Origin of the sequence: Dickeya sp. MK7 (assembly GCF_000406305.1) — a bacterium.
In the GTDB taxonomy this organism is placed as follows: Bacteria; Pseudomonadota; Gammaproteobacteria; order Enterobacterales; family Enterobacteriaceae; genus Dickeya; species Dickeya fangzhongdai.
Genome location: NZ_CM001984.1, coordinates 3,985,447 through 4,008,475, shown reverse-complemented (window position 1 = coordinate 4,008,475; position 23,029 = coordinate 3,985,447). Strand labels below are relative to the sequence as shown.

The following is a 23,029-nucleotide window of genomic DNA, read 5'->3' as shown; positions in this document are numbered from 1 at the left end:
TTCTGGATGTTAAATAAAAATAAATAAGATAAACAAAAAGATACCAATAAACCGGCACAAAAAAGTTTGGTTTTTTGACAGTCTGCCATTGTCGTTTAACGTCCGATTTTTTGTTGTGATTACACGAATCTATAACATTAGGCAGGGTCTCACAATTAAGCTAATGCGCCCAGGTCGAGCCTTTAGGCAGGCGGAGGAACCGCGCCGCGACACAGCGGCCGGGCGTGGTTAATGCTGTGCCAGAGAAATATCGTCGGAGAGGTATTCCACCACCACCTGATTACGGCCGCCATTTTTGGCTTTGTACAGCGCGTTGTCCGCCGTCTTGATGGCGATATCCAGCGCCGACTTCTGCGGGTTAAAGGTCGTCACGCCAATTGAAATGGTGACCTGATGGTGACGGGAACCTGGCATATAGACGGTGTTGGCGACGTTATTGCGCAGCCGTTCGGCAATTACCGTGGCGACATGAATATCGGCGCCCGGCAGCAGAATCAGGAATTCTTCGCCGCCAATGCGGCAGACCAGGTCGGTCTTGCGGAAGTTTTTACGGATCTGCTGGCTCAGTTTGCGGATCACCTCGTCGCCGACGTCGTGACCAAAAGAGTCATTGATCGTTTTGAAGTGATCGATATCAATGGCGATCACCGAGACCTTCTTATATTCGCTGCGGATCTCTTCCATGCTTTCCAGCATGCCTCGTCGGTTCAACATGCCGGAAAGCAGGTCGGTATGGGCTTCCGAGCTGAGGCGGCCAATACGCTTGTGCAGCAATACAGTGCCCATTAGTAAGACCCGTTTTAGCTGTTCTGCTTCCAGGTACCAGGACTTGACCGAGCGGATTTTGCTAATGACGCCGAGCTGATCCATGCTGCTGGCCGATTTGGCCAACTGACGCAGCGGTTTGGAGATGTAATAGGCCAGAATGCTGAGCGCCAGCAGAGTAAGGATACCCAGCGGCGTGCCTTGCTTCAGGACGCTGAGCATCACATCGTTCAGCGCTTCCTCAAGCGAATGGAACGACTGCTGGGTGATAATAATCCAGTCCGCCTTTTGTGTTCGGATAAACGACGCCGGTGAAGGGATACCTTGTTCGTCCGGCATCATAAAACTGCCCTTACCCTGATTGGCGATCGAATTCAGAATATTTGAGTCGCTGAATTTTCTGCCAATCTGACTGGCGTCGCGGTGATAAATAATGGTGCCTTCTTTATCAATCACATAAGTATTAAAACTGTCATTGCTGAATTGCGTATTCATGAATTCATTCAGAATACGGCGGTTATTAAGATAAAGGGAGCCACCGATATAACCGAGATAATTACCGATGTCATCCACGATAGGGTAGGATATATAGACAATATAATTGCCGCTTAGGGACGTATGAGGTGAGCTAATAAAAAATCTTCTGGCTTTTAATGTCGCCAGGTGTTCGTTTGAGGTAAGTGTGATGCCTGTCAAATTTAGCGACGTCGGCGAGGCTGCAATGACCTGGCTGTTTGCCGTAATCACCAACATCGAGTTGAATCCGTGGCTTAACTGATGAATACGTTGCAGCTCGGCTTGTAGCGACCGAAAATTACCGGACTGGATATGGTTGGCGATCAGCCTGGCGCTGTAGTCCAGCTGTTCTTCCGACGTAGAGAAAAAGTTATCCACGGTCGCGGATAATTTGGCTGAATAACTAGAATTTACCTTAACTGCCTGTTCAATAAGCAATTTCTTTTGAACATGATAAAAGGTGAAATAGCTATTCAATAGCGTAACGAACATGCTGGAGAGAGAAATGAACAGGATTAAATGCAAAAGATTTATTTGTAGCAGTTTTTTTATCCGCATTTAGTTATATTTACCGGCTTATTACCATTTCTGGTTGCACAAAATGTGCAATTAATTCATTTCCCAATTAAGGCAGAGTATTACCCTTAATGATTAAGTATTAGTCAAGGTTTAAAATAGTGTCAACAGACGCTACGGGAAATTTTTAGCAGGAACGGGAATAAGGGAAGGAACCGTGTTTTAATAAAATTAATTCCATGATTATGAATGTCGGATATAAGAATTGTTATCACGTCTGGCTGCTTTTGATTAGCCTGGTATTAATTTCGTTTGGTTTTCTTACTCCCTGGTTTGCTCAAAAATAGGGATTAAGGAAACCGGTCTGGCGACGGTCTTTTTAACTCATTCTGGCCGTTTACCGCGATCACCGTTCGCAATTTTTTTTGCAACTGATTATTTTTATTAATGAAAAATAGTCAGGTTGCTCTTCTTCTCCCTCTCTCTTTTTTAGCCGGCGTTGCCGCGGAACCTTGTTAACGTTTCGCTGCTGATGTGCGTTAACCTTGAAAAGAGTATGTCTTTTTTGTGGTTATTTCCGATCGATATCTGAAAACCAATAGCCAATTGCTATTTATAGTCATTATTTGAATGTTTTTATCGATCGAATCATAAAGGTTGTTAGAATGAGGTGCCGATAGTAGGTCAGGGAGCAGGCCAGAGTGCATGTCATGGCGGCCGATGAATACTATTCCGCGTCCGGTCTTAGCCTTACTATTTTTGAATTTCTTTTTTTTATAATGTTTTTGTCTTACACACTGTGGAAAAGAAATGATTTTTGTCGCCTGAAAAGGGGATGAGAAGTATTTCATCGTGATGGCTGGCGACGTATTAGCCTGATTGTTGCTGTGCCCTTATCACGATTACTGACAGTAACGGATGCGATGCCTGTTTTAACGCGGCTCTGTGTTTTGCCCCTGAGGACGTCATGTTTATGACATTTTGTTATTAGTAAAGGAGTGAGGAGCTGAGAATGCGTTTATCTGACTGGCGAATTGGTTATCGTCTGGGGGCCGGATTTGCCGCCCTGGCAGCCATGCTGTTGATAGTGGGAATACTATCAATATTGAAGTTGTCGAGTTTTCATGACAATGCACGCGATATCGTACAAGAGATATATCCCAAAACTGTTGATGCCAATAATCTGATCGAAAATGTTAGTGAAGGTGTCAGGGTATTTCAGCAATTATTGCTGGTGTCTGGTGATGACAAAATCAAGTCCGTCACCGATCAAATTCCTCCTGTTTCCCAGGAAATTACCCGGCTGATGAGCGAGCTGGAAAAATACGCCAACGAATCCAATAATGCAAAAATTCAGCAGGTCATTAGTGATATTCGCACTATTCGTGCTGATTTTTTGAGTTCCGGCCAAAAAGTGATTGCGCTGGTGAAAGCCAATGATCGGGACGCGGCGATCAACGAATTCAACGACCACCTTAATCCGTTACAAAAAGCCTACCGCAAGGCGGTGCGCCAACTGGTGGATTATCAGGACGATATGATGATGAGTACTGTCGATAGCATGTCGGCTACCTATCATGAGATCCGTCTGGTGCTGCTGGTGATTCTGGGGTTGGGTGTGGCGCTCAGTGTGTGGATTGCCTTGGCGATCACCCGTAGCGTCACCCAGCCGATTCAGCAGGCGCTGGTGATGGCGGACCGCGTATCGCAGGGCGATCTCACCTCGCAGATTTCCACCAGCCGCAAGGATGAAGCCGGATTGCTCTTGCAGGCGCTGGACAACATGAACGACAGCCTGCGCCAGATTGTCGGCCAGGTGCGCGACGGCGCGGAGGCGATTTCCACCGCCGCCTCGCAAATTGCCGCGGGTAATCAGGATCTCTCGTCCCGTACCGAAGAACAGGCCAGTTCGCTGGAGCAGACGGCGGCGTCGATGGAAGAGCTGGTGTCGACCATCAAAAACACCGCGGAAAACACCCAGCAGGCCACGTCGATCGCCAATCAGGCGTCGTCGGCCGCGCACCGTAGCGGCGAAGTGATGCTGTCGGTCACCAATAAGATGCGGAGTATTCGTGAAGCCTCTATGCGTATGGCTGAAATCATCGGCGTGATCGATGGCATCGCGTTCCAGACCAACATTCTGGCGTTGAACGCCGCGGTGGAAGCCGCGCGTGCCGGCGAGCAGGGGCGCGGTTTCGCGGTAGTGGCCGGCGAGGTGCGTTCGCTGGCGCAGCGTAGCGCCACTGCGGCCAAAGAGATCAAGGAACTGATCGACGATTCGGTGGACAAGATTCAGGAAGGGATGCAACTGGTGGATACCGCCGAATCCACTATGGATGGCCTGACCGGTCACGTTAAAGATGTGCATAGCATTATCAATGAGATCTCGCAGGCCAGCCATGAGCAGAGCGATGGCATCAGCCAGATCAACATCGCGGTCGGACAAATCGACACCACCACCCAGCAGAACGCGGCGCTGGTGGAAGAGTCGGCATCCGCCGCGCTGTCGCTGCAATCGCAGGCGTCGCTGCTGGCCGAAGCGGTCAGCGCGTTCCGCCTGACGCCGCAGGGCAACAACGGCGCGCCGTCGCCGGCCCGCCGGTCAGCGGCGCTATCCCACGCGCTGCCGTCTGCCGCTTCCGTTCGCCCGGTTGCGACTGAAAAACGTGCCGCCGCCACCGCTGGTAGCAATGACGACTGGACGTCGTTCTGAGTGATATTTCCCTCCCCGAGTGGGGGAGGGAATACTGCCGGATGAGGATAGAGAGAACATGTCGGTGCTGTGAAGGGTTTCGTGCGTGATAAACAGTGTCGTTTCTTTGCCACTTCATCGCACGCACGACAAGGATAGGCTCAAACGCCGCCTCTCCTTGACCACTGGCTGGAGGCTAAACTACGCCGCTACGCGGTGCCTTCGGCGTTCGCCTTCGCTGTTCGGGCCGCCTGTGACGTGCTCCCAGCACGGCACAGGCTTTCGCCGCGTCCGTGCGGCTCACCCGGCGAAGTCGCCCACCTCAGCGTAGTTTTTAACGCCAGAAAACCCGCCAACCTCTGCCTACTCGGCAGTGAACCTCAGTGAAGCCGCGGACTTATTCCCCTTTCGTTTCTAAGCTGCCTATCCGGCAGTGAACTCGTGGAACGGCGCAATCGATGCGGCTGTGCTTTTCTAAGCTGCCTACTCGGCAGTGAACTTTCAACCGTCATTTCTACGGTTTTGTAGTCATTTCTAAGCTGCCTACTCGGCAGTGAACGCAGGCATCCTGCAGGCGTTGATTAAGTGTAGGTTTCTAAGCTGCCTACTCGGCAGTGAACGGATAGCCCTTTGCTGCCCGCCTGCGCCTGACTTTCTAAGCTGCCTACTCGGCAGTGAACGTACTATCCTCTGCACGCACAACTACGTCATTTTTCTAAGCTGCCTACTCGGCAGTGAACTATCGCTCGCATCGACAACGAGCGCGGTTTCTTTTCTAAGCTGCCTACTCGGCAGTGAACCAGCAATAGCGGATAAAGGGCTTGAGCGCGGCTTTCTAAGCTGCCTACTCGGCAGTGAACTTCAGGGTCATTAGTTACATGCCACTGCCTGATTTCTAAGCTGCCTACTCGGCAGTGAACAGCTGGCCGTTGGCGTTTGCGGGATATACGGCTTTCTAAGCTGCCTACTCGGCAGTGAACATGACGGGATGTCGCCTGTTGCTGTAGAACTGTTTCTAAGCTGCCTACTCGGCAGTGAACCGCCCGCGCTGACGAGATTATTTCCCGCAACATTTCTAAGCTGCCTACTCGGCAGTGAACCAAATTGCGCGTGAAGAAGAGTTGCGCCGCCATTTCTAAGCTGCCTACTCGGCAGTGAACGTATAACGTCAGGTCTTCCAGCGGTGGCACCGTTTCTAAGCTGCCTACTCGGCAGTGAACAATACGCCCGCGCATTTCCACCTCGACAAGCTTTTCTAAGCTGCCTACTCGGCAGTGAACTTCATGCGTCTGGAAAAAGGCGCGATTCTTGCTTTCTAAGCTGCCTACTCGGCAGTGAACAACGTTTCATTGCTGCCGGCCTGCGGGTTGTATTTCTAAGCTGCCTACTCGGCAGTGAACTTCCAGCGTTCAGATGTCGCCAGCGTCATGTTTTTCTAAGCTGCCTACTCGGCAGTGAACGTTATTGGCATCCGCCCTTTTTTGTAGGTTTCTTTCTAAGCTGCCTATCCGGCAGTGAACTTATAGCGGGCGGTGGCCTGGCTGATTTGATCTTTCTAAGCTGCCTATCCGGCAGTGAACAATACTGGCAACCCATTCAGGCATTTTTCAGCTTTCTAAGCTGCCTATCCGGCAGTGAACTGTAGCTCGTTGACTCTAACCCTTTGTATCTCGGCCCACAATTGGCGATTTTCGCCGTCAGACCCTTTTTTTTCGGCCCTCGGTAACTTATTGATTTTTCAATGCCGAAAAAGGCGGCTGAAAAAAAGGGTATCGAAGCGGGAAAAGTGTTTCTGGCGTCATTCACTTTCCCGTTTGGGCTGTGCTAGGCTGATTTTCGTTACTTTCCAGTAGATTACGTGTTTTCTAATTCATTATTAGCCTGCGTTTTATTACGCGGGTGGTGTTTGTCTATCACTGCGTCAGAGAGTCTGTTTTATGGATAACGTATTCAGCCCGTCGGATTTAAAAACCATTCTGCATTCCAAACGCGCCAATATTTATTACCTCCAGCATTGCCGTATTTTGGTGAATGGCGGACGGGTGGAATATGTCACTGAAGAAGGAAATCAGTCGCTGTACTGGAATATCCCTATCGCCAATACCAGCGTGGTGATGCTCGGCACCGGCACCTCGGTGACGCAGGCGGCGATGCGGGAATTTGCCCGCGCCGGGGTGATGGTCGGGTTTTGCGGCGGTGGGGGCACGCCGCTGTTCGCCGCCAATGAGGCCGAAGTGGCGGTGTCGTGGCTGTCGCCGCAGAGCGAGTACCGACCTACCGAATATTTGCAGGATTGGGTCAGCTTCTGGTTTGACGAACAACAGCGGCTGGCAGCGGCCATTGCCTTTCAGCAGGTACGCATCGGGCAGATTCGCCAGCACTGGCTGGGAGGGCGACTGTCGCGCGAATCGCGTTTCGCCATCAAACCGGAACAGGTGGAAGCCTTGCTTAACCGCTATCAGCAAGGGCTGGTTGACTGTCGCACCGGTAACGATGTGTTGGTACAGGAAGCGATGATGACCAAAGCGCTGTACCGGCTGGCGGCCAACGCGGTGAGCTATGGCGAGTTTACCCGTGCCAAACGCGGCGGCGGCACCGATCTGGCGAACCGCTTTCTCGACCACGGCAACTATCTGGCTTATGGGTTGGCGGCGGTGGCGCTGTGGGTGCTGGGCCTGCCGCATGGTCTGGCGGTGCTGCACGGCAAAACCCGGCGCGGCGGGCTGGTGTTTGATGTGGCCGATCTGATCAAAGACGCGCTGATTTTGCCGCAGGCGTTCATTGCCGCGATGGAAGGCGAAGACGAGCAGGATTTCCGCCAGCGCTGCCTGACGGCGTTTCGCCAGTCAGAGGCGCTGGATGTGATGATCGACAGCCTGCAACAGGTAGCGCAGCAGCGCAGCCAGGTGGCGCGATGAATATTCTGCTAGTTTCCGAATGCAACAAGCGGGCGCTGGTGGAAACCCGCCGGGTGCTGGATCAGTTCGCCGAGCGTAAGGGAGAGCGCACCTGGCAGACCGCCATCACCGCAGAAGGGCTGAAAACGCTGCGCCAGTTGCTGCGTAAAACCGCGCGACGTAACACCGCCGTCGCCTGTCACTGGATTCGCAGCGCCAATCACACCGAACTGCTGTGGATTGTCGGCAATCTGCGGCGTTTCAATCTGCAGGGCAGCGTACCGACCAACCGCACCGAGCGCGATATTCTGCGCAGCAACGATGAAAACCCGTGGCATAGCGCCGAAGCCTTCAGCCTGCTGGCGGCGATTGCCGGCTTGTTCCACGACATCGGCAAAGCCAATGGGTTATTTCAGGCCGGATTGCAGGGTAAAGGGCCGCGCAGCCAGCCCTATCGCCATGAATGGGTGTCGCTGCGGCTGTTTCAGGCGTTTGTCGGCGATCGGGATGACACCGGCTGGCTGACGGGGCTTACCGCCGTCAGCCCGGAGGATGAGGCCGCGCTGCTGGCGCGGTTGCAGCAGGATGATCCGGAGTCATGGGCATCGCCGTTTCGCGCTTTGCCGCCGCTGGCGCAGGTGGTGGGCTGGCTGATTGTGTCGCATCACCGCTTGCCGCTGTTTCAGCCGTGGGAAAAGCAAGATGGCGACAACGTTTCGCCCGATCTGGCGTGCGCTGACCGTTGGCTTACCGGGCAGGTTTCACCGCGCTGGAATGCCGTCAACCATCTGAATTTTGATGGCAGCGATACGCAGTGGGAACAGGTGTGGCAATTCCCGCATGGCACGCCGCTGCAAAGCCGCGTTTGGTGCGAAAAGGCGCGCAAGTTCGCCGCCCGCGCGCTGAAATTGCCGTCGCTGCCGACCTTCGGTCAGTTGGATCAACGGTTGACAGTGCATCTGGCGCGGCTGGTGTTGATGCTGGCGGATCACCACTATTCATCTGCTTCAGCCACAAGCGGCTGGCAGGATCCCCGCTATACGGTATGGGCTAACACGGATAGGAAGACCGGCAAACTTAAGCAGCAACTGGACGAACACTGCGTCGGCGTCGGGCAGAATGCGCTGCTGCTGGGGCGCAGCGTGCCGCACCTGCGCGACACGCTGCCCGCCATCACCCGGCACAAAGGCTTTCGCCAGCGCAGCACCGATGCGCGTTTTCGCTGGCAGGATAAAGCGTTTGATAAGGTTTGCGCGATACGTGAGCAGGCCGCCCGCCACGGCTTCTTTGGCGTCAACATGGCCTCTACCGGGCGCGGCAAGACGCTGGCCAATGCCCGCATCATGTACGCGCTGGCAGACGAATCCGCCGGGTGTCGCTTTTCGGTGGCGCTCGGTCTGCGCACGCTGACGCTGCAAACCGGCGACGCGCTGCGCCAGCGCCTGACGCTGGAAGAGGACGATCTGGCGGTATTGATCGGCTCGCAGGCGGTGCAGGAGCTGCATGAGCGACGGCAGCAAGAGGAACGTGCCGCGCAGACCGGCAGCGAATCCGCCGAGGCGCTGTTTGCGGAACATCAGTACGTCAGCTACGAAGGTTCGCTGGATGACGGGCGGCTGAAAACCTGGCTGGAAAAATCGCCGACGCTGCATCAACTGCTGAGCGCGCCGGTGCTGGTCACTACCATTGATCACCTGATGCCGGCGACCGAAAGCCTGGGCGGCGGTCATCAGATTGCACCGATGCTGCGGTTGCTGACCGCCGATCTGGTGCTGGACGAACCGGACGATTTCGGGCTGGAAGACCTGCCCGCGCTGTGTCGGCTGGTGAACTGGGCGGGGATGCTCGGTTCACGGGTGTTGCTGTCGTCCGCCACGCTGCCGCCGGCGCTGATTCGCGCGCTGTTCGAGGCTTATCTGAACGGTCGCGCTGCCTGGCAGCAGGCGTATGGCGAGCCGGGAACGCCGCTGGATATTTGCTGCGGCTGGTTTGATGAATTCGACAGTGACTGCCGGCAGTTGGCGAATACCGACGCCTTTGCCGAACAGCATCAGGCGTTTGTCGCCGGGCGTATCGACAAGCTGCAACAGCAGGAACAGCGACTGCGCTGGGCGGAGATTGAACCGGTGGCAAGCCCGACGCAAGAGGCGAGCGCGGTGTGCCAGGCGCTGGCGCAAACCCTACACCCACGGTTGTTTGCGCTGCATCAGCACCATCACCAGACGCATTCCGGCGGCAAAACCGTGTCGCTGGGGTTGATTCGCATGGCGAACATCAACCCGCTGGTGGCGGTGGCGCGTGAACTGATGGAGATGCCTTCCCCGCCGGATTACTGCGTGCATTATTGCGTTTATCACAGCCAGCACCCGCTGGCGATGCGCTCCCACATCGAAGCGCGGCTGGATGCGGCACTGATGCGCAAAGACCCAGAGGCACTGTGGCAGGTGGCGGAAATTCGTGACGCCATCGAACAGCAGCCGCAACGGCATCACTTGTTTGTGGTGCTGGCAACCTCGGTGGCTGAAGTGGGCCGTGACCACGACTATGACTGGGCCATCGCCGAACCCAGCTCGATGCGTTCATTTATCCAGTTAGCCGGGCGTATTCTGCGCCACCGCCAGCGTGACGAGTTTGTGCCGACTTCGCCCAATTTTTATTTGCTGAGCCATAACGTGCGGGCGCTGAAAGGGGAACCGGTGGCGTTTTGCCGCCCCGGTTTTGAATCGAAAGATCGCCGACTGACCAGCCATGACCTGCGGGAATTGCTTAAACCGGAGGACTATCGTGCTATCAGCGCCGCGCCGCGTATTCAGCCACCGGAACTCAAAAAGCCGTTGACGCTGGTGACGCTGGAACATGCCGCGCTGGCCGGGAAACTGTTTGGGCAGAAAAACGTATCGCCTTCGCAGCCAACGGCGGTGCTGTGGTGGCGCGAACCGCTGCACTGGAACGGCGAACTGCAACGGCGCACGGCGTTTCGCCAGTCAGAACCACAGCAGCGCTACTGCCTGTGGCTGGACGACGAAAGCGACGCGCCGCGTTTTATGGTGCCGGACGACGGGCCGAGCGGCTGGAAAGACAGCGACGCGATCCGGCCCGTAACGCTGACGCTGGCCGAGGGCGTCACCAGTTGGGTGGAGATGGACTGCGCCGCCCGCTATTCGCAACTGGCGGAGGAAAAACAGTGGGAACTGGCGTGGGTCAGCGCCCGCTTCGGTGAAATCAACCTGAGCAAGCGAGATAACGAATGGTTCTGGCATCCGCTGTTGGGGGTGTTTGGCGCACTCAAATGAGTGCGCCGCTGCCTATGCGGCAGTTAATGATGCTGATAAACAGCAGTTCTTGTTTCTAAACTGTCTGGTTCGACAGTGCTCGCATCATATATATGGAAATTGGGTTATACAATGATTTGGATAAAGAGCAGCTCTAGGGTGTTGATCGTTTGATGGGCATTGTGTAGCATGGCTTCACTGTCTTGATTTATTAGTGAGGCTAATCAAATGAAGCGCCATCGTTCAACGTTGTTCTGTGTCACTGTGCTTTTTATCGTTGCAGGGTTGCTGATGAGACCGGTATCTATGACTGTCAGTAATCCATCTGACTCGTCAGTAAAAGCGCAGTGGTTCTCGATTTTTTCTGTAAACATTAATCATAACTAATGGAATTACTGGTGAGGCTGTCAGGGACACGATGGTGGTGTTTTCCCGGCGTTAAAAACTGCGCTGAAGCGAACGACTTCGCCGGGTGAGCCGCATGGATGCGGCGAAAGCCTGTGCCGCGTATGGAGCGCGTCACAGGCGGCCCGAACAGCGAAGGCGTAAGCTGAAGGCACCGCGTAGCGGCGCAGTTTAGCCTCTAGCCCGAGGTCAAGGAGAGGCGGCGCTTGAGCCTCTCCTTGTCGTGCGAGCGATGGCGTTGCAAAGAGATAACGGAGGCCATTACGCACGAAACCTTCCACTGTGCTGGCATTAATTCGCCTGTAACAAAATAACAGGGCTATTTATCAATGGTCTTAATAAATCAGTGAGTTATAACACGCTCAAGGAATCGACTATGAGTAGTGAAGGTTTGCAAGCGTTTATCCTGTCGTATATCGAAACCCGAAAGCAGACCAAACTGGATGCCTTCGATAAAGCCGCCGATAAACAGCGGGCGGTGTTAAGCGGTGAGGCGCAGGCCGAAGCGGAACTGACGCTGGCGCAGCAGCGGCGTGAGATAGAACAGACTTACCAGGTACGTACCTGGCTGAGCGACGCCGCCAGCCGTGCCGGACAGATTAGCCTGGTGACCCACGCGCTGAAATTTACCCACAGCGACGCCAAAGGCAGCAGTGTGTTCAGCACCGAACCGGCTGCCGACAGTGCGGTGCTGTCTACCGCGTCGCTGGCGCAACCGGCGATTGACGCGGTGGGCAACGCGGCGGCGCTGGACGTGGCTAAGCTGCTGCAAACCGAGTATCACGGCGATTCACTGTTGGCGGCGCTGCAACGGGGCGACCACCGCGCGCTGGAGGCGCTGGCGGAAAGCCCGCAGCAGCTCACACAGTGGCTGGCCGGGTTCGGGCAGGTGTTGACCGATAAACAGCCCAGTACCCATAAACTTGCCAAACAGATCTATTTTCCGGTGGGGGAAGGGCAATATCACTTACTCAGCCCGCTGTATTCGTCCTCGCTGTCGCAGGCGCTGGACCAGCGCCTGACGGCGGTGCGCTTTGGCGAAGCGGCCAAAGCCACCCGTGAAGCCCGGCGGCAAAAGCGTTGGCACGATGAGGTTGACGTCAGCTACCCCGGTATTGCGGTGCAGAACATGGGCGGCACCAAGCCGCAAAATATCTCCGCGCTCAATTCCGCCCGCAGCGGCCGTTCCTATCTGCTCAGCAGCGCGCCGCCGCAATGGCGTAGCCAGCTAAAACCGCCGGTTGAGCATGACACCATCTTTCGTGAACGAGGTGAGGTGGATGCGCTGACCTATACCGAGCGCCGGGAGATGCGGCAATTTCTGCTCAGCGTCAAAGAGGTGGAAAACAACCGCGAGATTCGCAATCAGCGCCGGCGCTACCTCGACCAGTTGATCGATACCTTATTTGGCTATGTCGCCACGGTACAAAACCTGCTCCCGGCGGGCTGGAGTGTGGATTCCCGTCTGAATGTTCCCCTGCAACTGTGGTTGGATCCGTTGCGCGGCTTGCAGGATAAGGATTTTCTGCGTGAACGAGACGCCGGCGACTGGCAGCAGGACGTCGCCCATGAGTTTGGTCAGTGGCTGAATGCGCGCTTAAAGCACGAAAAACTGATTTTCGGCGAAGTGGAGCGCCGCGAGTGGTCCACCGCTGCGTTGTTCAAACAGCGGCTGCGGGAAAACGAGCGACTGCTGAAGGAGGAACTGGCATGAGCAGCCTGATTATTCTGCGGCGTATTCAGGTGGAAAACGCCAACGCCATCGCCGGGCACACTTACGGTTTTCCCGCCATCAGCCATTTTCTCGGCTTTACCCACGCGCTGTCGCGCCAGTTGCAGCTATCACATGGCCTGACGCTGCAAGGCTGCGGCGTGGTGTGCCATCAGCACCAGTTGCACGCTTACGGCAGCGGCTGGAACCGCAGCTTTGCGCTGACGCGCAACCCGCTGACCAAAGAAGAAAAAACCGCCGCCTTTAATGAAGAAGGGCGGATGCACCTCACCGTGTCGCTGCTGATTGAATGTCACGGCATGTTACCCGGTGAAGACGGGCTTGAGGCGTTAAAACAGCGGTTGCAGCAACTGGCGCTGCGCCAGCGGCTGGCGGGCGGGCTGATTGTGGATATCGAACAGGTAAACGTCCATGACCTGCCTGCCGACGAGAGCAAGACCCGCGGCCTGATGCGTCGTTTGCTGCCGGGGTTTGTGCTGCTGGACCGCACCCCGCTGTTGCCGTCTCATCATCAGACTTTACAGCAGAGTGACCCGCAGGCAGAGATGCTGGATGCCTGGCTGGATTTCGCCGCCCTGAAACATCACGCGGTGCGCTCCCCGGACGATGACGTGAGCTGGCAGCCGCTGCCCAAGCCTGACGGCGGCTATCTGGTGCCGCTGATGACCGGCTACCGCGCCATTTCGCCGTTGTATGCCCCCGGCGAGGTGGAGAAAACCCGTGACCCGTCCACCCCGTTCTGTTTTGCCGAGGCCATTTACGGCGTTGGCGAGTGGTGCGGCGCGCATCGCATTAATGATATCAACCGTATCCTCTGGCGTTACCACTATCAAAACGGCACCTACCGATGCCTGCAAACCGCTGACGACCTGAACAGCGCGGCGGATGATTACGACGAACTCGAATTCAATTACTGAGAAAAGGATTAAGAACATGGCAAAAGCAGCAACCACGTTGAAAACCGCATCGGTACTGGCGTTTGAGCGCAAGCTGGCGAATTCCGATGCGTTGATGTTGGCGGGCAACTGGCAGCAGGACCAGTGGACGCCGGTAGTGATTCAGGAAAAATCGGTGCGCGGCACCATCTCCAACCGGTTGAAAAACGCCGTCAGCAGCGACCCGGCCAAGCTGGACGCCGAAATCCAGAAAGCCAACCTGCAAACGGTGGATGTGGCGGCGCTGCCGTTTGACGCCGACACGCTGAAAGTGGCGTTTACCCTGCGGGTGCTGGGTAATCTGGCGCTGCCGTCGGTGTGTAACGATCAGGATTATCAGCAGGCGCTGACCGAACTGATTAACGGCTACGCTCGTGAACCGGGCTTTGGCGTACTGGCGGCGCGTTACGCCGAGAACATCGCCAGCGGTCGTTTCCTGTGGCGCAACCGTATCGGCGCAGAAGCGGTGCAGGTGGTGGTGACACATAACGATAAGCGTTGGGAATTCAACGGCGAAGATTACTCGCTGCGCCAGTTTAGCCAACCGTCTGGCGCGCTGGCCGAGTTAGCGCACGCCATTGAGCAGGCGCTGGCGGGGAGTGATTCAGCGTTCTTCCGCGTGGAAGCGCAGGTGAAGCTGGGCAACGGGCAGGAAGTGTTCCCGTCGCAGGAACTGGTGCTGGATGAGCGGGCGCGCAGCGGCAAGAGCAAGATTCTGTATCAGGTCAACGACGTGGCGGCGATCCATTCACAGAAAATCGGCAACGCGCTGCGCACCGTCGATGACTGGCACCCGGAAGCGGCGGAAACCGGACCGATCGCGGTCGAACCCTATGGCTCGGTGACCAGCCGCGGCCGCGCCTACCGTCAGCCGAAAGATAAAATGGATTTCTACACGTTGCTGGATAACTGGGTAATCAAAGGCAACGTGCCGGAGGTGGCGCAGCAGCACTACGTGATCGCCACGCTGATTCGCGGCGGGGTGTTCGGCGAGAAAGGCGAGTAACGCGCTATGGACCACTATATCGAGATTCGGGTGCTGCCCGACCCGGAGTTCAACGGCGTGCAGTTGCTGAGCGCGCTGTTCGCCAAGCTGCACCGGGCGCTGGGGCAGCGGGCGACGGGCGCCATCGGGGTGAGCTTTCCGGATGCGGGCAAAACGCTGGGAGAACGGCTGCGGCTGCACGGCAGCGTGCAGGAGCTGGCGGCGCTGGAGCAGACTGGCTGGCTGAAAGGGCTGCGCGACTATACCGCCATCACCGAACCGCTGCCGGTGCCGGCGGGGGCGAAGCACCGCACCGTGCGCCGGGTGCAGGTGAAAAGCAGCGCCGAACGGTTGCGCCGCCGCGCGGTGAATAAAGGCCGGATGACGGAGGATGAAGCCATCGCCCGCATTCCCTATGCGGTAGAAAAACGCACCTCGCTGCCGTATCTGCCGCTGCGCAGCCTCTCCAACGGACAAGCGTTTTTACTGTTTGTCGAGCACGGCCCGTTGCAGGATAAACCGGTCGCCGGGGCGTTCTCCAGCTACGGGTTAAGCGCCGCCGCCACCATCCCGTGGTTTTGACCCTTTTTTTGCGGCCAGAGCTAACGTATTGATTTTAAATACCGAAATCTGGCCGCCAGAAAAAAGGTTTTTTTCGTCAAAATAGCGTTTTTTCTTTAATAATCAGGTGATAAGCGATAATTCACTACAGTTCACTGCCGTGTAGGCAGCTTAGAAACAGAACATAAACAAACGCCAGTCCTAGGACTGAGTTCACTGCCGTGTAGGCAGCTTAGAAACGCCCCGGCGACAAATCTTGTTGGCCTACCCCGTTCACTGCCGTGTAGGCAGCTTAGAAACTGAATTCAACACGCACGATGACCAGCTCGATGTTCACTGCCGTGTAGGCAGCTTAGAAAAGCTGACGGCCACGTTGCGACCGTTCCAGAATGTTCACTGCCGTGTAGGCAGCTTAGAAATACGTGCAGCACCGGACCCAGGTCAGCCAGGCGTTCACTGCCGTGTAGGCAGCTTAGAAAGGAGTACACCCACGCACCGAACTGGTCCAGAAGTTCACTGCCGTATAGGCAGCTTAGAAAGCATAGGATATTAGTCACATGAAAACCATCAAGTTCACTGCCGTATAGGCAGCTTAGAAATGAAACGCAAAAAGATTTTGCTGGCGATCGAAGTTCACTGCCGTATAGGCAGCTTAGAAACAATCCTCAACTTCGCGTTTTAACTCCCTGATGTTCACTGCCGTATAGGCAGCTTAGAAAACTCAGGATAAGCCATGACGCTTTGTCTTATTGTTCACTGCCGTATAGGCAGCTTAGAAAAACATCCATCGGGATGATCGCTGCAGCGAATCGTTCACTGCCGTGTAGGCAGCTTAGAAATTGTTGTGCGGGCTGCGTTGTTGAGGCCGCCAGTTCACTGCCGTGTAGGCAGCTTAGAAAAGTCAGGAGTTACACAGAACTGTTCTGAAAGGGTTCTCTGCCGTACAGGCAGCGGTTGACGGGGTTTCTGGCGTTAAAAACTACGCTGAGGTGGGCGACTTCGCCGGGTGAGCCGCACGGACGCGGCGAAAGCCTGTGCCGTGCTGGGAGCACGTCACAGGCGGCCCGAACAGCGAAGGCGAACGCCGAAGGCACCGCGTAGCGGCGTAGTTTAGCCTCCAGCCAGTGGTCAAGGAGAGGCGGCGTTTGAGCCTATCCTTGTCGTGCGTGCGATGATGTGGCAAAGAAGCGACACGGTTTATCCCGCACGAAATGACTCGCTACCCCGGCATATATTCACCAGTAACTCAAACTCCCGATATTTTTCAACAGCCCCATTCCCGCACAGGAATAAAAAAATCCCCCACCCGTTATCGGCTGGGGGAAAAGGCGTAAAAAAGTGAAAGGAATAACTTACTGTACGGCAGCGAATGCGGCAGCCACGCGCTGCACGTTGTGATGGTTTAAACCGGCGATGCAGATACGGCCGCTGGCGATAAGGTACACGCCGAACTCTTCGCGCAGGCGGTCCACCTGTGCGGCGCTAAAGCCGGTGTAGCTGAACATGCCGCGCTGGGTCAGCAGGTAGTCGAAGTTGCGATTCGGCAGCGCTTTTTTCAGTTCATCCACCAGCGTCTGACGCATTTCCAGAATGCGCAGGCGCATGGCTTCCACTTCTTCATGCCAGCTGGCGTTGAGCGCGCTATCGTTCAGTACGCGCGATACCACCTGCGCGCCGAAGCTCGGCGGGCTGGAGTAGTTGCGGCGCACGGTGGCTTTCAACTGGCCGAGTACGCGGCCGGCGGCGTCCTGGTCTTCGCACACCACGGACAACCCGCCGACGCGCTCGCCATACAGCGAGAAGATTTTGGAAAACGAGTTGCTGACCAGCGCGGGCAGGCCGGCGCTGGCGATGGCGCGGATGGCGTACGCATCGTCGTCAATGCCGCCGCCAAAACCCTGATAGGCGATATCAAGGAACGGCACCAGTTCGCCTTTGATCAGCACTTCGATGACGCGGTCCCACTCGGCGTGGGTCAGGTCTGAGCCGGTCGGGTTGTGGCAGCACGGATGCAGCAGCACGATGCTGCGCGGCGGCAACTGTTTTAGGGCGTTGATCATGCCTTCCACGTTGACGCCCAGCGTGTCGGCGTCAAAGTACGGGTAGGTGTGCACCGTAAAGCCCGCGCCGGAGAAAATGGCGATGTGGTTTTCCCAGGTCGGGTCGCTGACCCAGACTTCGGAATCCGGAAAATAGCATTTGAGGAAGTCTGCGCCCACTTTCAGCGCGCCGGAACCGCCCAGCGTCTGGATGGTGGCGATGCGCTGCGCGGTGAGCGCCGGGTGGTGTTCGCCGAACAGCAGCGTCTGTACCGCGCTGCGGTAGGCGGCCAACCCTTCCATCGGCAGGTAGACCGAAGCCTGCTGCGGCTCGGCCTGCATCTGTGTTTCCGCGGCGCTGACCGCCTGCAACTGGGGAATGACGCCCTGTCCGTCGTAATAAAGCCCAATACTGAGGTTTACTTTGTCAGTACGCGGGTCTTGTTTGAATTTTTCCATCAGGGACAGGATAGGGTCGCCAGCGTAGGCGTCAACATTCTGGAACACGGTCGGTAACTCTCCTGAGATATAAAGGGTCAAGCTGTTCGCTAGGCGGTGTAACGGCCAGGTCGATGATTCATGGCGATAATCAGATTCAGCGCCGCCGCACCCAGCACAGACGCGATCAGCATAGGTATGCTTACCACGAACAGGGAAGTCAGCACAATGGTAACATCCACCGCCATCTGGAATTTTCCGGCGCGGATTCCACTTTTGTCCTGTAAATAGAGCGCCAGAATATTCACCCCGCCCAGACTGGCGCGATGCCGGAACAGCACAATGAACCCCAGCCCCATAATCAGGTTGCCAAACAGCGTGGCGTAAATCGGTTGCAGGTGGTCAAAATGGATGAATAACGGGTGCAGGTCGGAAAACAGCGACACCATCGCTACCGCGCAGAAGGTTTTGATCGTGAATTGCCAGCCCATACGCCGAATGGCGAGGTAATAAAACGGCAGATTAAGCAGGAAGAACGCGGCGCCGAACGAGATATGGGTGGCGTAGTGCAACAGAAACGCCATCCCGGCGGTGCCGCCGGTCAGCGCTCCCGCCTGACGCAGCATAATAACCCCGAAGGACACCATCAGGGTGCCGATAAGCAGCGCCAGAACGTCTTCCAGCAGCGTATGTGAAATCGGTTGGGGGGTAATGACGTTATCCATGAAATATCGCCTGATAAAAGAAGGAATACCTGTCTTTTCAAGCAAAAAACGCACCAGTCGTTATGACGGCAGGTATCGTTTGAAGGTTTTCTGTACGGGAGAAGGGGTAAGGCATTGAATGCACAGGATGAATTTATTATGCGTATTTTGTGCGAGAATTGTGGTTTTTGTGGTTATGTCGTGTGTTTGTTTTGTTTTTGATGCAAGAGTTATGCAATCTTGCACCGTGTGGAAGCAGCGTCCGCACCAATTTAGGGCAACACGGTCGCCGGCGCCATCAGACCGTTCTCTTTCAGGCGGTTGAGCACCACCGAGGTTTTCAGGTGCGCCACGCTTTTGTTGCGCGCCAGAATCTGGCTGATCAGCGCGCTCAGGCCGTGCAGGTCCGCCACCGCTACTTTCAACATGTAATCCGCGTCGCCGGTGGTTTTGTAGGCGTCGATAATGGCATCGACTTCGCCCAGCATCTGGTGAAAGCTGTCTACGCATTCCTGAGTGTGATTGATTAATCGCACTTCAATCAGGCCCATCACTTCCAGCCCGACCGCATCCGGCGCCAGTCGGGCATGATACCCGAGAATCAGTTGCGCCTGTTCGAGGGCAATACGACGACGAGAACACTGTGAGGCAGACAGCCCAACCAGATCGCTGAGTTCCTGATTGGTAAGGCGTCCGTTCGCCTGCAGCAGTGTGAGGATCTTCAGATCAAAATCATCAATGTTGTACATAGCCCTGCCTTGCCAGAAGCACAAAAAGACAGACTATCAGCTTTTTTTACTTCCGGAAGTTTGTTGTTTGCCATCTTATGCCGCCAGCGCGTTTTTCCGTCTGACCGGCTGCACCATCCTGGTTCATTTTAGTGTATGTCGGCAAGGCTGCCTGGTGATTTCATGCAAATTCTGAGTATTTTTCACACTAAATCAACGCGATGGCTGTTTTGTTGCAAAAAGCGTGAATGTGAAACTTTTTTTAAATTGATTCAGTTTGTTAAGCGCCTTAAACATGTCGCCGCGGTCGGCGATGACGTGGTTGGCCTGATAATTGCTGGATAATTGCAGTGAGAGAGTGATTACTTCAAATGAATTAAACCATTTTTCTGGGGGAAGGGTGATGGACACACAGCAAGACAGCCAATTGCAACGGGGGCTAAAGAACCGGCATATCCAGCTAATCGCGCTGGGCGGCGCGGTCGGCACCGGGTTGTTTCTCGGCATCGCACAGACGATTCGTATGGCCGGGCCGTCGGTGCTGCTCGGTTACGCCATCGCCGGCGTGATTGCTTTTTTCATTATGCGTCAACTGGGTGAGATGGTGGTGGAGGAGCCGGTGGCCGGTTCGTTCAGCCATTTCGCCAACCAATACTGGGGTAATTTTGCCGGGTTTATGTCCGGTTGGAATTACTGGGTGCTGTATGTGCTGGTGAGCATGGCGGAACTGAGCGCGGTGGGCATCTACATCCAGTACTGGTGGCCGGCGGTGCCGACCTGGGTATCGGCGGCGGTGTTCTTTGTCGCCATCAATGCCATCAACCTAAGCAACGTCAAAGTCTACGGCGAGTTGGAGTTCTGGTTTTCCATCATCAAGGTGGCGGCGATTATCGGCATGATCGTGTTTGGCGGCTATCTGCTGTTTAGCGGGCAGGGCGGGCCGGAAGCCAACGTCGCCAACCTGTGGCAGCACGGCGGTTTCTTCCCGAACGGCATCAGCGGCATGGTGATGGCGATGGCGGTGATCATGTTTTCCTTTGGCGGGCTGGAGCTGGTGGGGATTACGGCGGCTGAAGCCGATGACCCGCAAAAGAGCATTCCGCGCGCTACCAATCAGGTGATTTACCGCATCCTGCTGTTTTATGTGGGTGCGCTGGCGGTGCTGCTGTCGTTGTATCCGTGGCAGAAAGTGGTGGAAGGCGGCAGCCCGTTCGTGCTGATTTTCCACGCGCTGGACAGCAATCTGGTGGCGAACGTGCTGAATCTGGTGGTGTTGTCCGCCGCACTGTCGGTCTACAACAGTTGTGTGTACTGCAACAGCCGTATGCTGTTCGGGCTGGCGCAGCAGGGCAACGCGCCGCGCGCGCTGCTGACGGTCAATCGCCGCGGCATTCCGCTGGTGTCGCTCGGTGTCTCTGCGCTGGCGACGGCGCTGTGCGTGCTGCTCAACTACCTGATGCCGGGCAAGGCGTTTGAACTGCTGATGGCGCTGGTGGTGTCGGCGCTGGTGATCAACTGGGCGATGATCAGCATCACCCATCTGAAATTCCGTCAGGCCAAGCAGCGCGCGCAACAGCAAACCCGCTTCAAAAGTCTGGGCTACCCGCTTACCAACGTGCTGTGCCTGCTGTTTCTGGCCGGGATTCTGGTGATCATGGCGATGACGCCGGGCATCCAGATCTCCGTGTGGCTGATTCCGTTCTGGCTGCTGGCGCTGGCCGCCGGTTATGCCATCAAAAAGAAAAGAGGGGCGGTTCGCGCACTGGCGGCAGAATAAACCTGAATCCGCTGATGCCGGGGCAACGGCATCAGCGGGATATTGCTGCCTGTACGGCAGTGAACCTCGGCACGCGATTCGGCGGCAACAAACCACATTTCTAAGCTGCCTACACGGCAGTGAACCGCGGTGCCCGCGTCAATCTGGAGCACATCAATTTCTAAGCTGCCTACACGGCAGTGAACGTTTCATATATCCCCGGCGTTTTATTTAACAATTTCTAAGCTGCCTACACGGCAGTGAACTTTCCGAATTTCTGGCTGCCGATTGCGGGGTGTTTCTAAGCTGCCTACACGGCAGTGAACGCGTATTGCGGTGATTCAAGCAGTTCCGGGGATTTCTAAGCTGCCTACACGGCAGTGAACGGCCATGTTGGCATTATGTGGTACTCCCGGATTTTCTAAGCTGCCTACACGGCAGTGAACTCCCCACGATGTGGGGAACATTTTGAATACATTTTCTAAGCTGCCTACACGGCAGTGAACGTCATCCGGCCAGGTGACAGTATTCTCGCTGTTTTCTAAGCTGCCTACACGGCAGTGAACCGTAGCAATTTATCGCTGGTGGGCTGATTTTAAAAGAGAAACGAGGATTTTTGTCTGAAAACCCTTTTTTAAAGCCGATCGTTATCATCGTTAAAAATCAGATAGTTATAAATGGGCGAAAAAAAGGGTCAAAATCGGTGGGCGAGGAAGCGGCGTGCTACAGTGACGCTTTTGCCAGACAGGCGTGACTTGCAAGGAACTATCATGAAAAAACGGTTTTCATTCATTCTGTTACTGGGGTTGGCCGGCAGCGCCGGCGCCGCGTCTCATCTCGATCAGGTGCAGGAACAAGGGGTGCTGAAGGTGTGCACCACCGGCGACTATAAGCCGTACACGTCGCTGAGCGCCAATGGCGATTACGAAGGGATCGATATCGCTATGGCGCAATCGCTGGCTAAAAGCCTGGGCGTGAGAGTGGAGTGGATAAAAACCAGCTGGAAAACCCTGATGCCGGATTTTCAGTCCGGCAAGTGCGATATTGCTATGGGTGGGATTTCCGTGACGCTGGAGCGTCAGAAAAAGGCGTTTTTCTCCAGCATGCTGGACGTGGACGGCAAGATCCCGCTGGTGCGTTGCGACGACAAGAGCAAGTATCAGACGGTGGCGCAGATTAATCAGCCGTCGGTGCGGGTAATCGAACCGGCAGGCGGTACCAACGAGGCGTTCGTTCATGCTCATTTGCCGCAGGCCAACCTGATGTTTCATGACAACGTGACCATCTTCCAGCAACTGGTGGACAAGCAGGCGGACGTCATGATTACCGATGCCTCGGAAGCCTTGTACCAGCAGAAACGCTACCCGCAACTGTGCGCGGTCAATCCGTCCTCGCCGATGCAGTATGGCGAGAAAGCCTATATGCTGCCGCGCGACGACATGAGCTGGAAGTTATACGTGGATCAATGGCTACATCTGACGAAAGCGACCGGGGAATACCAGAGGATAATTTCTGAATGGCTGGGTAAAGCGGAATAAAAGTTGGCTATTGTTATGTAAATCAACGTAAGGCAATATATTGAAGAGTATATGGCGGGATAATATCCCGCTATTGCGCACCATGAGATAGTTTTTGCTTATCTTTTGGTGCTTTTTTTATTCAATTTTTTTGATAAATGACAGCAAATTAACCCGATTTTAACAGCCTGCTAACAGCGCTATCCTGCTTCACATCGAAGGCCGTCAAGCCTTCCCAACCTGATTAACGTGAAGAGGCTTACCATGAAATCGATCAAAACTGTTGTTGCTGCTGCCGCTCTGGCTACTCTTTCTTTCGGTTCGATGGCCGCCACCGAAGTGCAATCGGTACAGAGCCGCGACCTGGGCACCGTTTCCGCCACTGCCCGTACTCTGGATGATTTGCAGGCTCAGCTGTCCGCCAAAGCCGATGCCGCCGGCGCCAAATCTTTCCGCATTATCACCGCTACCGGCGATGAACAACTGCGCGGTGTTGCCGAACTGTACAACTAATCGCCGGTTTATTAATCGCTGATTGATTAATCACTGATTTCTCTAACGGTGAGCGAGA

The 23,029-nt window shown here is 55.4% G+C and carries 14 protein-coding genes and 3 CRISPR repeat arrays; of the genes, 10 read left to right on the top strand and 4 right to left on the bottom strand.

The features are described 5' to 3' along the window. Positions 1 to 228 precede the first annotated feature (228 nt). The gene (locus DXXMK7_RS17350) at positions 229 to 1,773 is read right to left on the bottom strand and encodes a sensor domain-containing diguanylate cyclase (RefSeq protein ID WP_231348882.1); all 1,545 of its coding nucleotides are present in this window, start codon (positions 1,771 to 1,773) and stop codon (positions 229 to 231) included. 1,036 nt (positions 1,774 to 2,809) lie between these two features. On the opposite strand from DXXMK7_RS17350, the gene DXXMK7_RS17345 reads away from it, so the two are divergent. From DXXMK7_RS17345 to cas6f, 7 genes are all read left to right on the top strand, one after another. Then, positions 2,810 to 4,510 carry a methyl-accepting chemotaxis protein gene (locus DXXMK7_RS17345; RefSeq protein WP_038920155.1) on the top strand — a complete coding sequence of 567 codons (1,701 nt, stop codon included), beginning with the start codon at positions 2,810 to 2,812 and terminating at the stop codon, positions 4,508 to 4,510. A gap of 330 nt (positions 4,511 to 4,840) precedes the next feature. Further along, positions 4,841 to 6,129: direct repeats of the CRISPR family, unit length 28 nt; unit sequence TTTCTAAGCTGCCTACTCGGCAGTGAAC. Between the two features lie 297 nt (positions 6,130 to 6,426). Continuing rightward, on the top strand, positions 6,427 to 7,407 hold the full coding sequence (gene cas1f, locus DXXMK7_RS17340; protein ID WP_038920154.1) for a type I-F CRISPR-associated endonuclease Cas1f: 981 nt from the start codon (positions 6,427 to 6,429) through the stop codon (positions 7,405 to 7,407). Then, positions 7,404 to 10,679, top strand: a complete 3,276-nt coding sequence (cas3f, locus tag DXXMK7_RS17335; protein WP_038920152.1) for a type I-F CRISPR-associated helicase Cas3f — start codon at positions 7,404 to 7,406, stop codon at positions 10,677 to 10,679. Before cas1f ends, cas3f begins: the two co-directional genes overlap by 4 nt. 760 nt (positions 10,680 to 11,439) lie before the next feature. Then, positions 11,440 to 12,777, top strand: a complete 1,338-nt coding sequence (csy1, locus tag DXXMK7_RS17330) for a type I-F CRISPR-associated protein Csy1 (protein WP_038920151.1) — start codon at positions 11,440 to 11,442, stop codon at positions 12,775 to 12,777. After that, positions 12,774 to 13,712, top strand: a complete 939-nt coding sequence (csy2, locus tag DXXMK7_RS17325) for a type I-F CRISPR-associated protein Csy2 (RefSeq protein WP_038920150.1) — start codon at positions 12,774 to 12,776, stop codon at positions 13,710 to 13,712. Before csy1 ends, csy2 begins: the two co-directional genes overlap by 4 nt. A gap of 16 nt (positions 13,713 to 13,728) precedes the next feature. Then, positions 13,729 to 14,736, top strand: a complete 1,008-nt coding sequence (csy3, locus tag DXXMK7_RS17320) for a type I-F CRISPR-associated protein Csy3 (RefSeq protein ID WP_038920149.1) — start codon at positions 13,729 to 13,731, stop codon at positions 14,734 to 14,736. A 6-nt stretch (positions 14,737 to 14,742) separates the two neighbouring features. Continuing rightward, positions 14,743 to 15,297 carry a type I-F CRISPR-associated endoribonuclease Cas6/Csy4 gene (gene cas6f / locus DXXMK7_RS17315; RefSeq protein WP_038920148.1) on the top strand — a complete coding sequence of 185 codons (555 nt, stop codon included), beginning with the start codon at positions 14,743 to 14,745 and terminating at the stop codon, positions 15,295 to 15,297. 129 nt (positions 15,298 to 15,426) lie between these two features. Continuing rightward, positions 15,427 to 16,235: direct repeats of the CRISPR family, unit length 28 nt; unit sequence GTTCACTGCCGTGTAGGCAGCTTAGAAA. 393 nt (positions 16,236 to 16,628) lie between these two features. Here cas6f and DXXMK7_RS17310 read toward each other — a convergent pair. The 3 genes from DXXMK7_RS17310 to DXXMK7_RS17300 all read right to left on the bottom strand — a co-directional run bounded on the left by DXXMK7_RS17310 (position 16,629) and on the right by DXXMK7_RS17300 (position 19,206). Beyond that, positions 16,629 to 17,822, bottom strand: a complete 1,194-nt coding sequence (locus tag DXXMK7_RS17310) for an amino acid aminotransferase (RefSeq protein WP_038920147.1) — start codon at positions 17,820 to 17,822, stop codon at positions 16,629 to 16,631. Positions 17,823 to 17,863: 41 nt separating this feature from the next. Next, a complete protein-coding gene (locus tag DXXMK7_RS17305; protein WP_038920146.1) occupies positions 17,864 to 18,478 on the bottom strand; it encodes a YitT family protein in 615 nt (204 codons plus the stop codon). Positions 18,479 to 18,729: 251 nt separating this feature from the next. Next, positions 18,730 to 19,206, bottom strand: coding sequence for an Lrp/AsnC family transcriptional regulator (locus DXXMK7_RS17300; RefSeq protein WP_033112060.1), 477 nt, complete (start codon positions 19,204 to 19,206; stop codon positions 18,730 to 18,732). A 382-nt stretch (positions 19,207 to 19,588) separates the two neighbouring features. Between DXXMK7_RS17300 and DXXMK7_RS17295 the strand changes: the two genes are divergently transcribed. From DXXMK7_RS17295 to DXXMK7_RS17285, 3 genes are all read left to right on the top strand, one after another. Then, a complete protein-coding gene (locus tag DXXMK7_RS17295; protein WP_038920145.1) occupies positions 19,589 to 20,962 on the top strand; it encodes an amino acid permease in 1,374 nt (457 codons plus the stop codon). A gap of 37 nt (positions 20,963 to 20,999) precedes the next feature. Further along, positions 21,000 to 21,507: a CRISPR direct-repeat array (repeat unit 28 nt; unit sequence TTTCTAAGCTGCCTACACGGCAGTGAAC). A gap of 204 nt (positions 21,508 to 21,711) precedes the next feature. Further along, positions 21,712 to 22,479 carry a transporter substrate-binding domain-containing protein gene (locus tag DXXMK7_RS17290; RefSeq protein ID WP_038920144.1) on the top strand — a complete coding sequence of 256 codons (768 nt, stop codon included), beginning with the start codon at positions 21,712 to 21,714 and terminating at the stop codon, positions 22,477 to 22,479. A 243-nt stretch (positions 22,480 to 22,722) separates the two neighbouring features. Then, positions 22,723 to 22,971 carry a DUF1471 domain-containing protein gene (locus DXXMK7_RS17285; protein ID WP_038920143.1) on the top strand — a complete coding sequence of 83 codons (249 nt, stop codon included), beginning with the start codon at positions 22,723 to 22,725 and terminating at the stop codon, positions 22,969 to 22,971. Positions 22,972 to 23,029 lie beyond the last annotated feature (58 nt).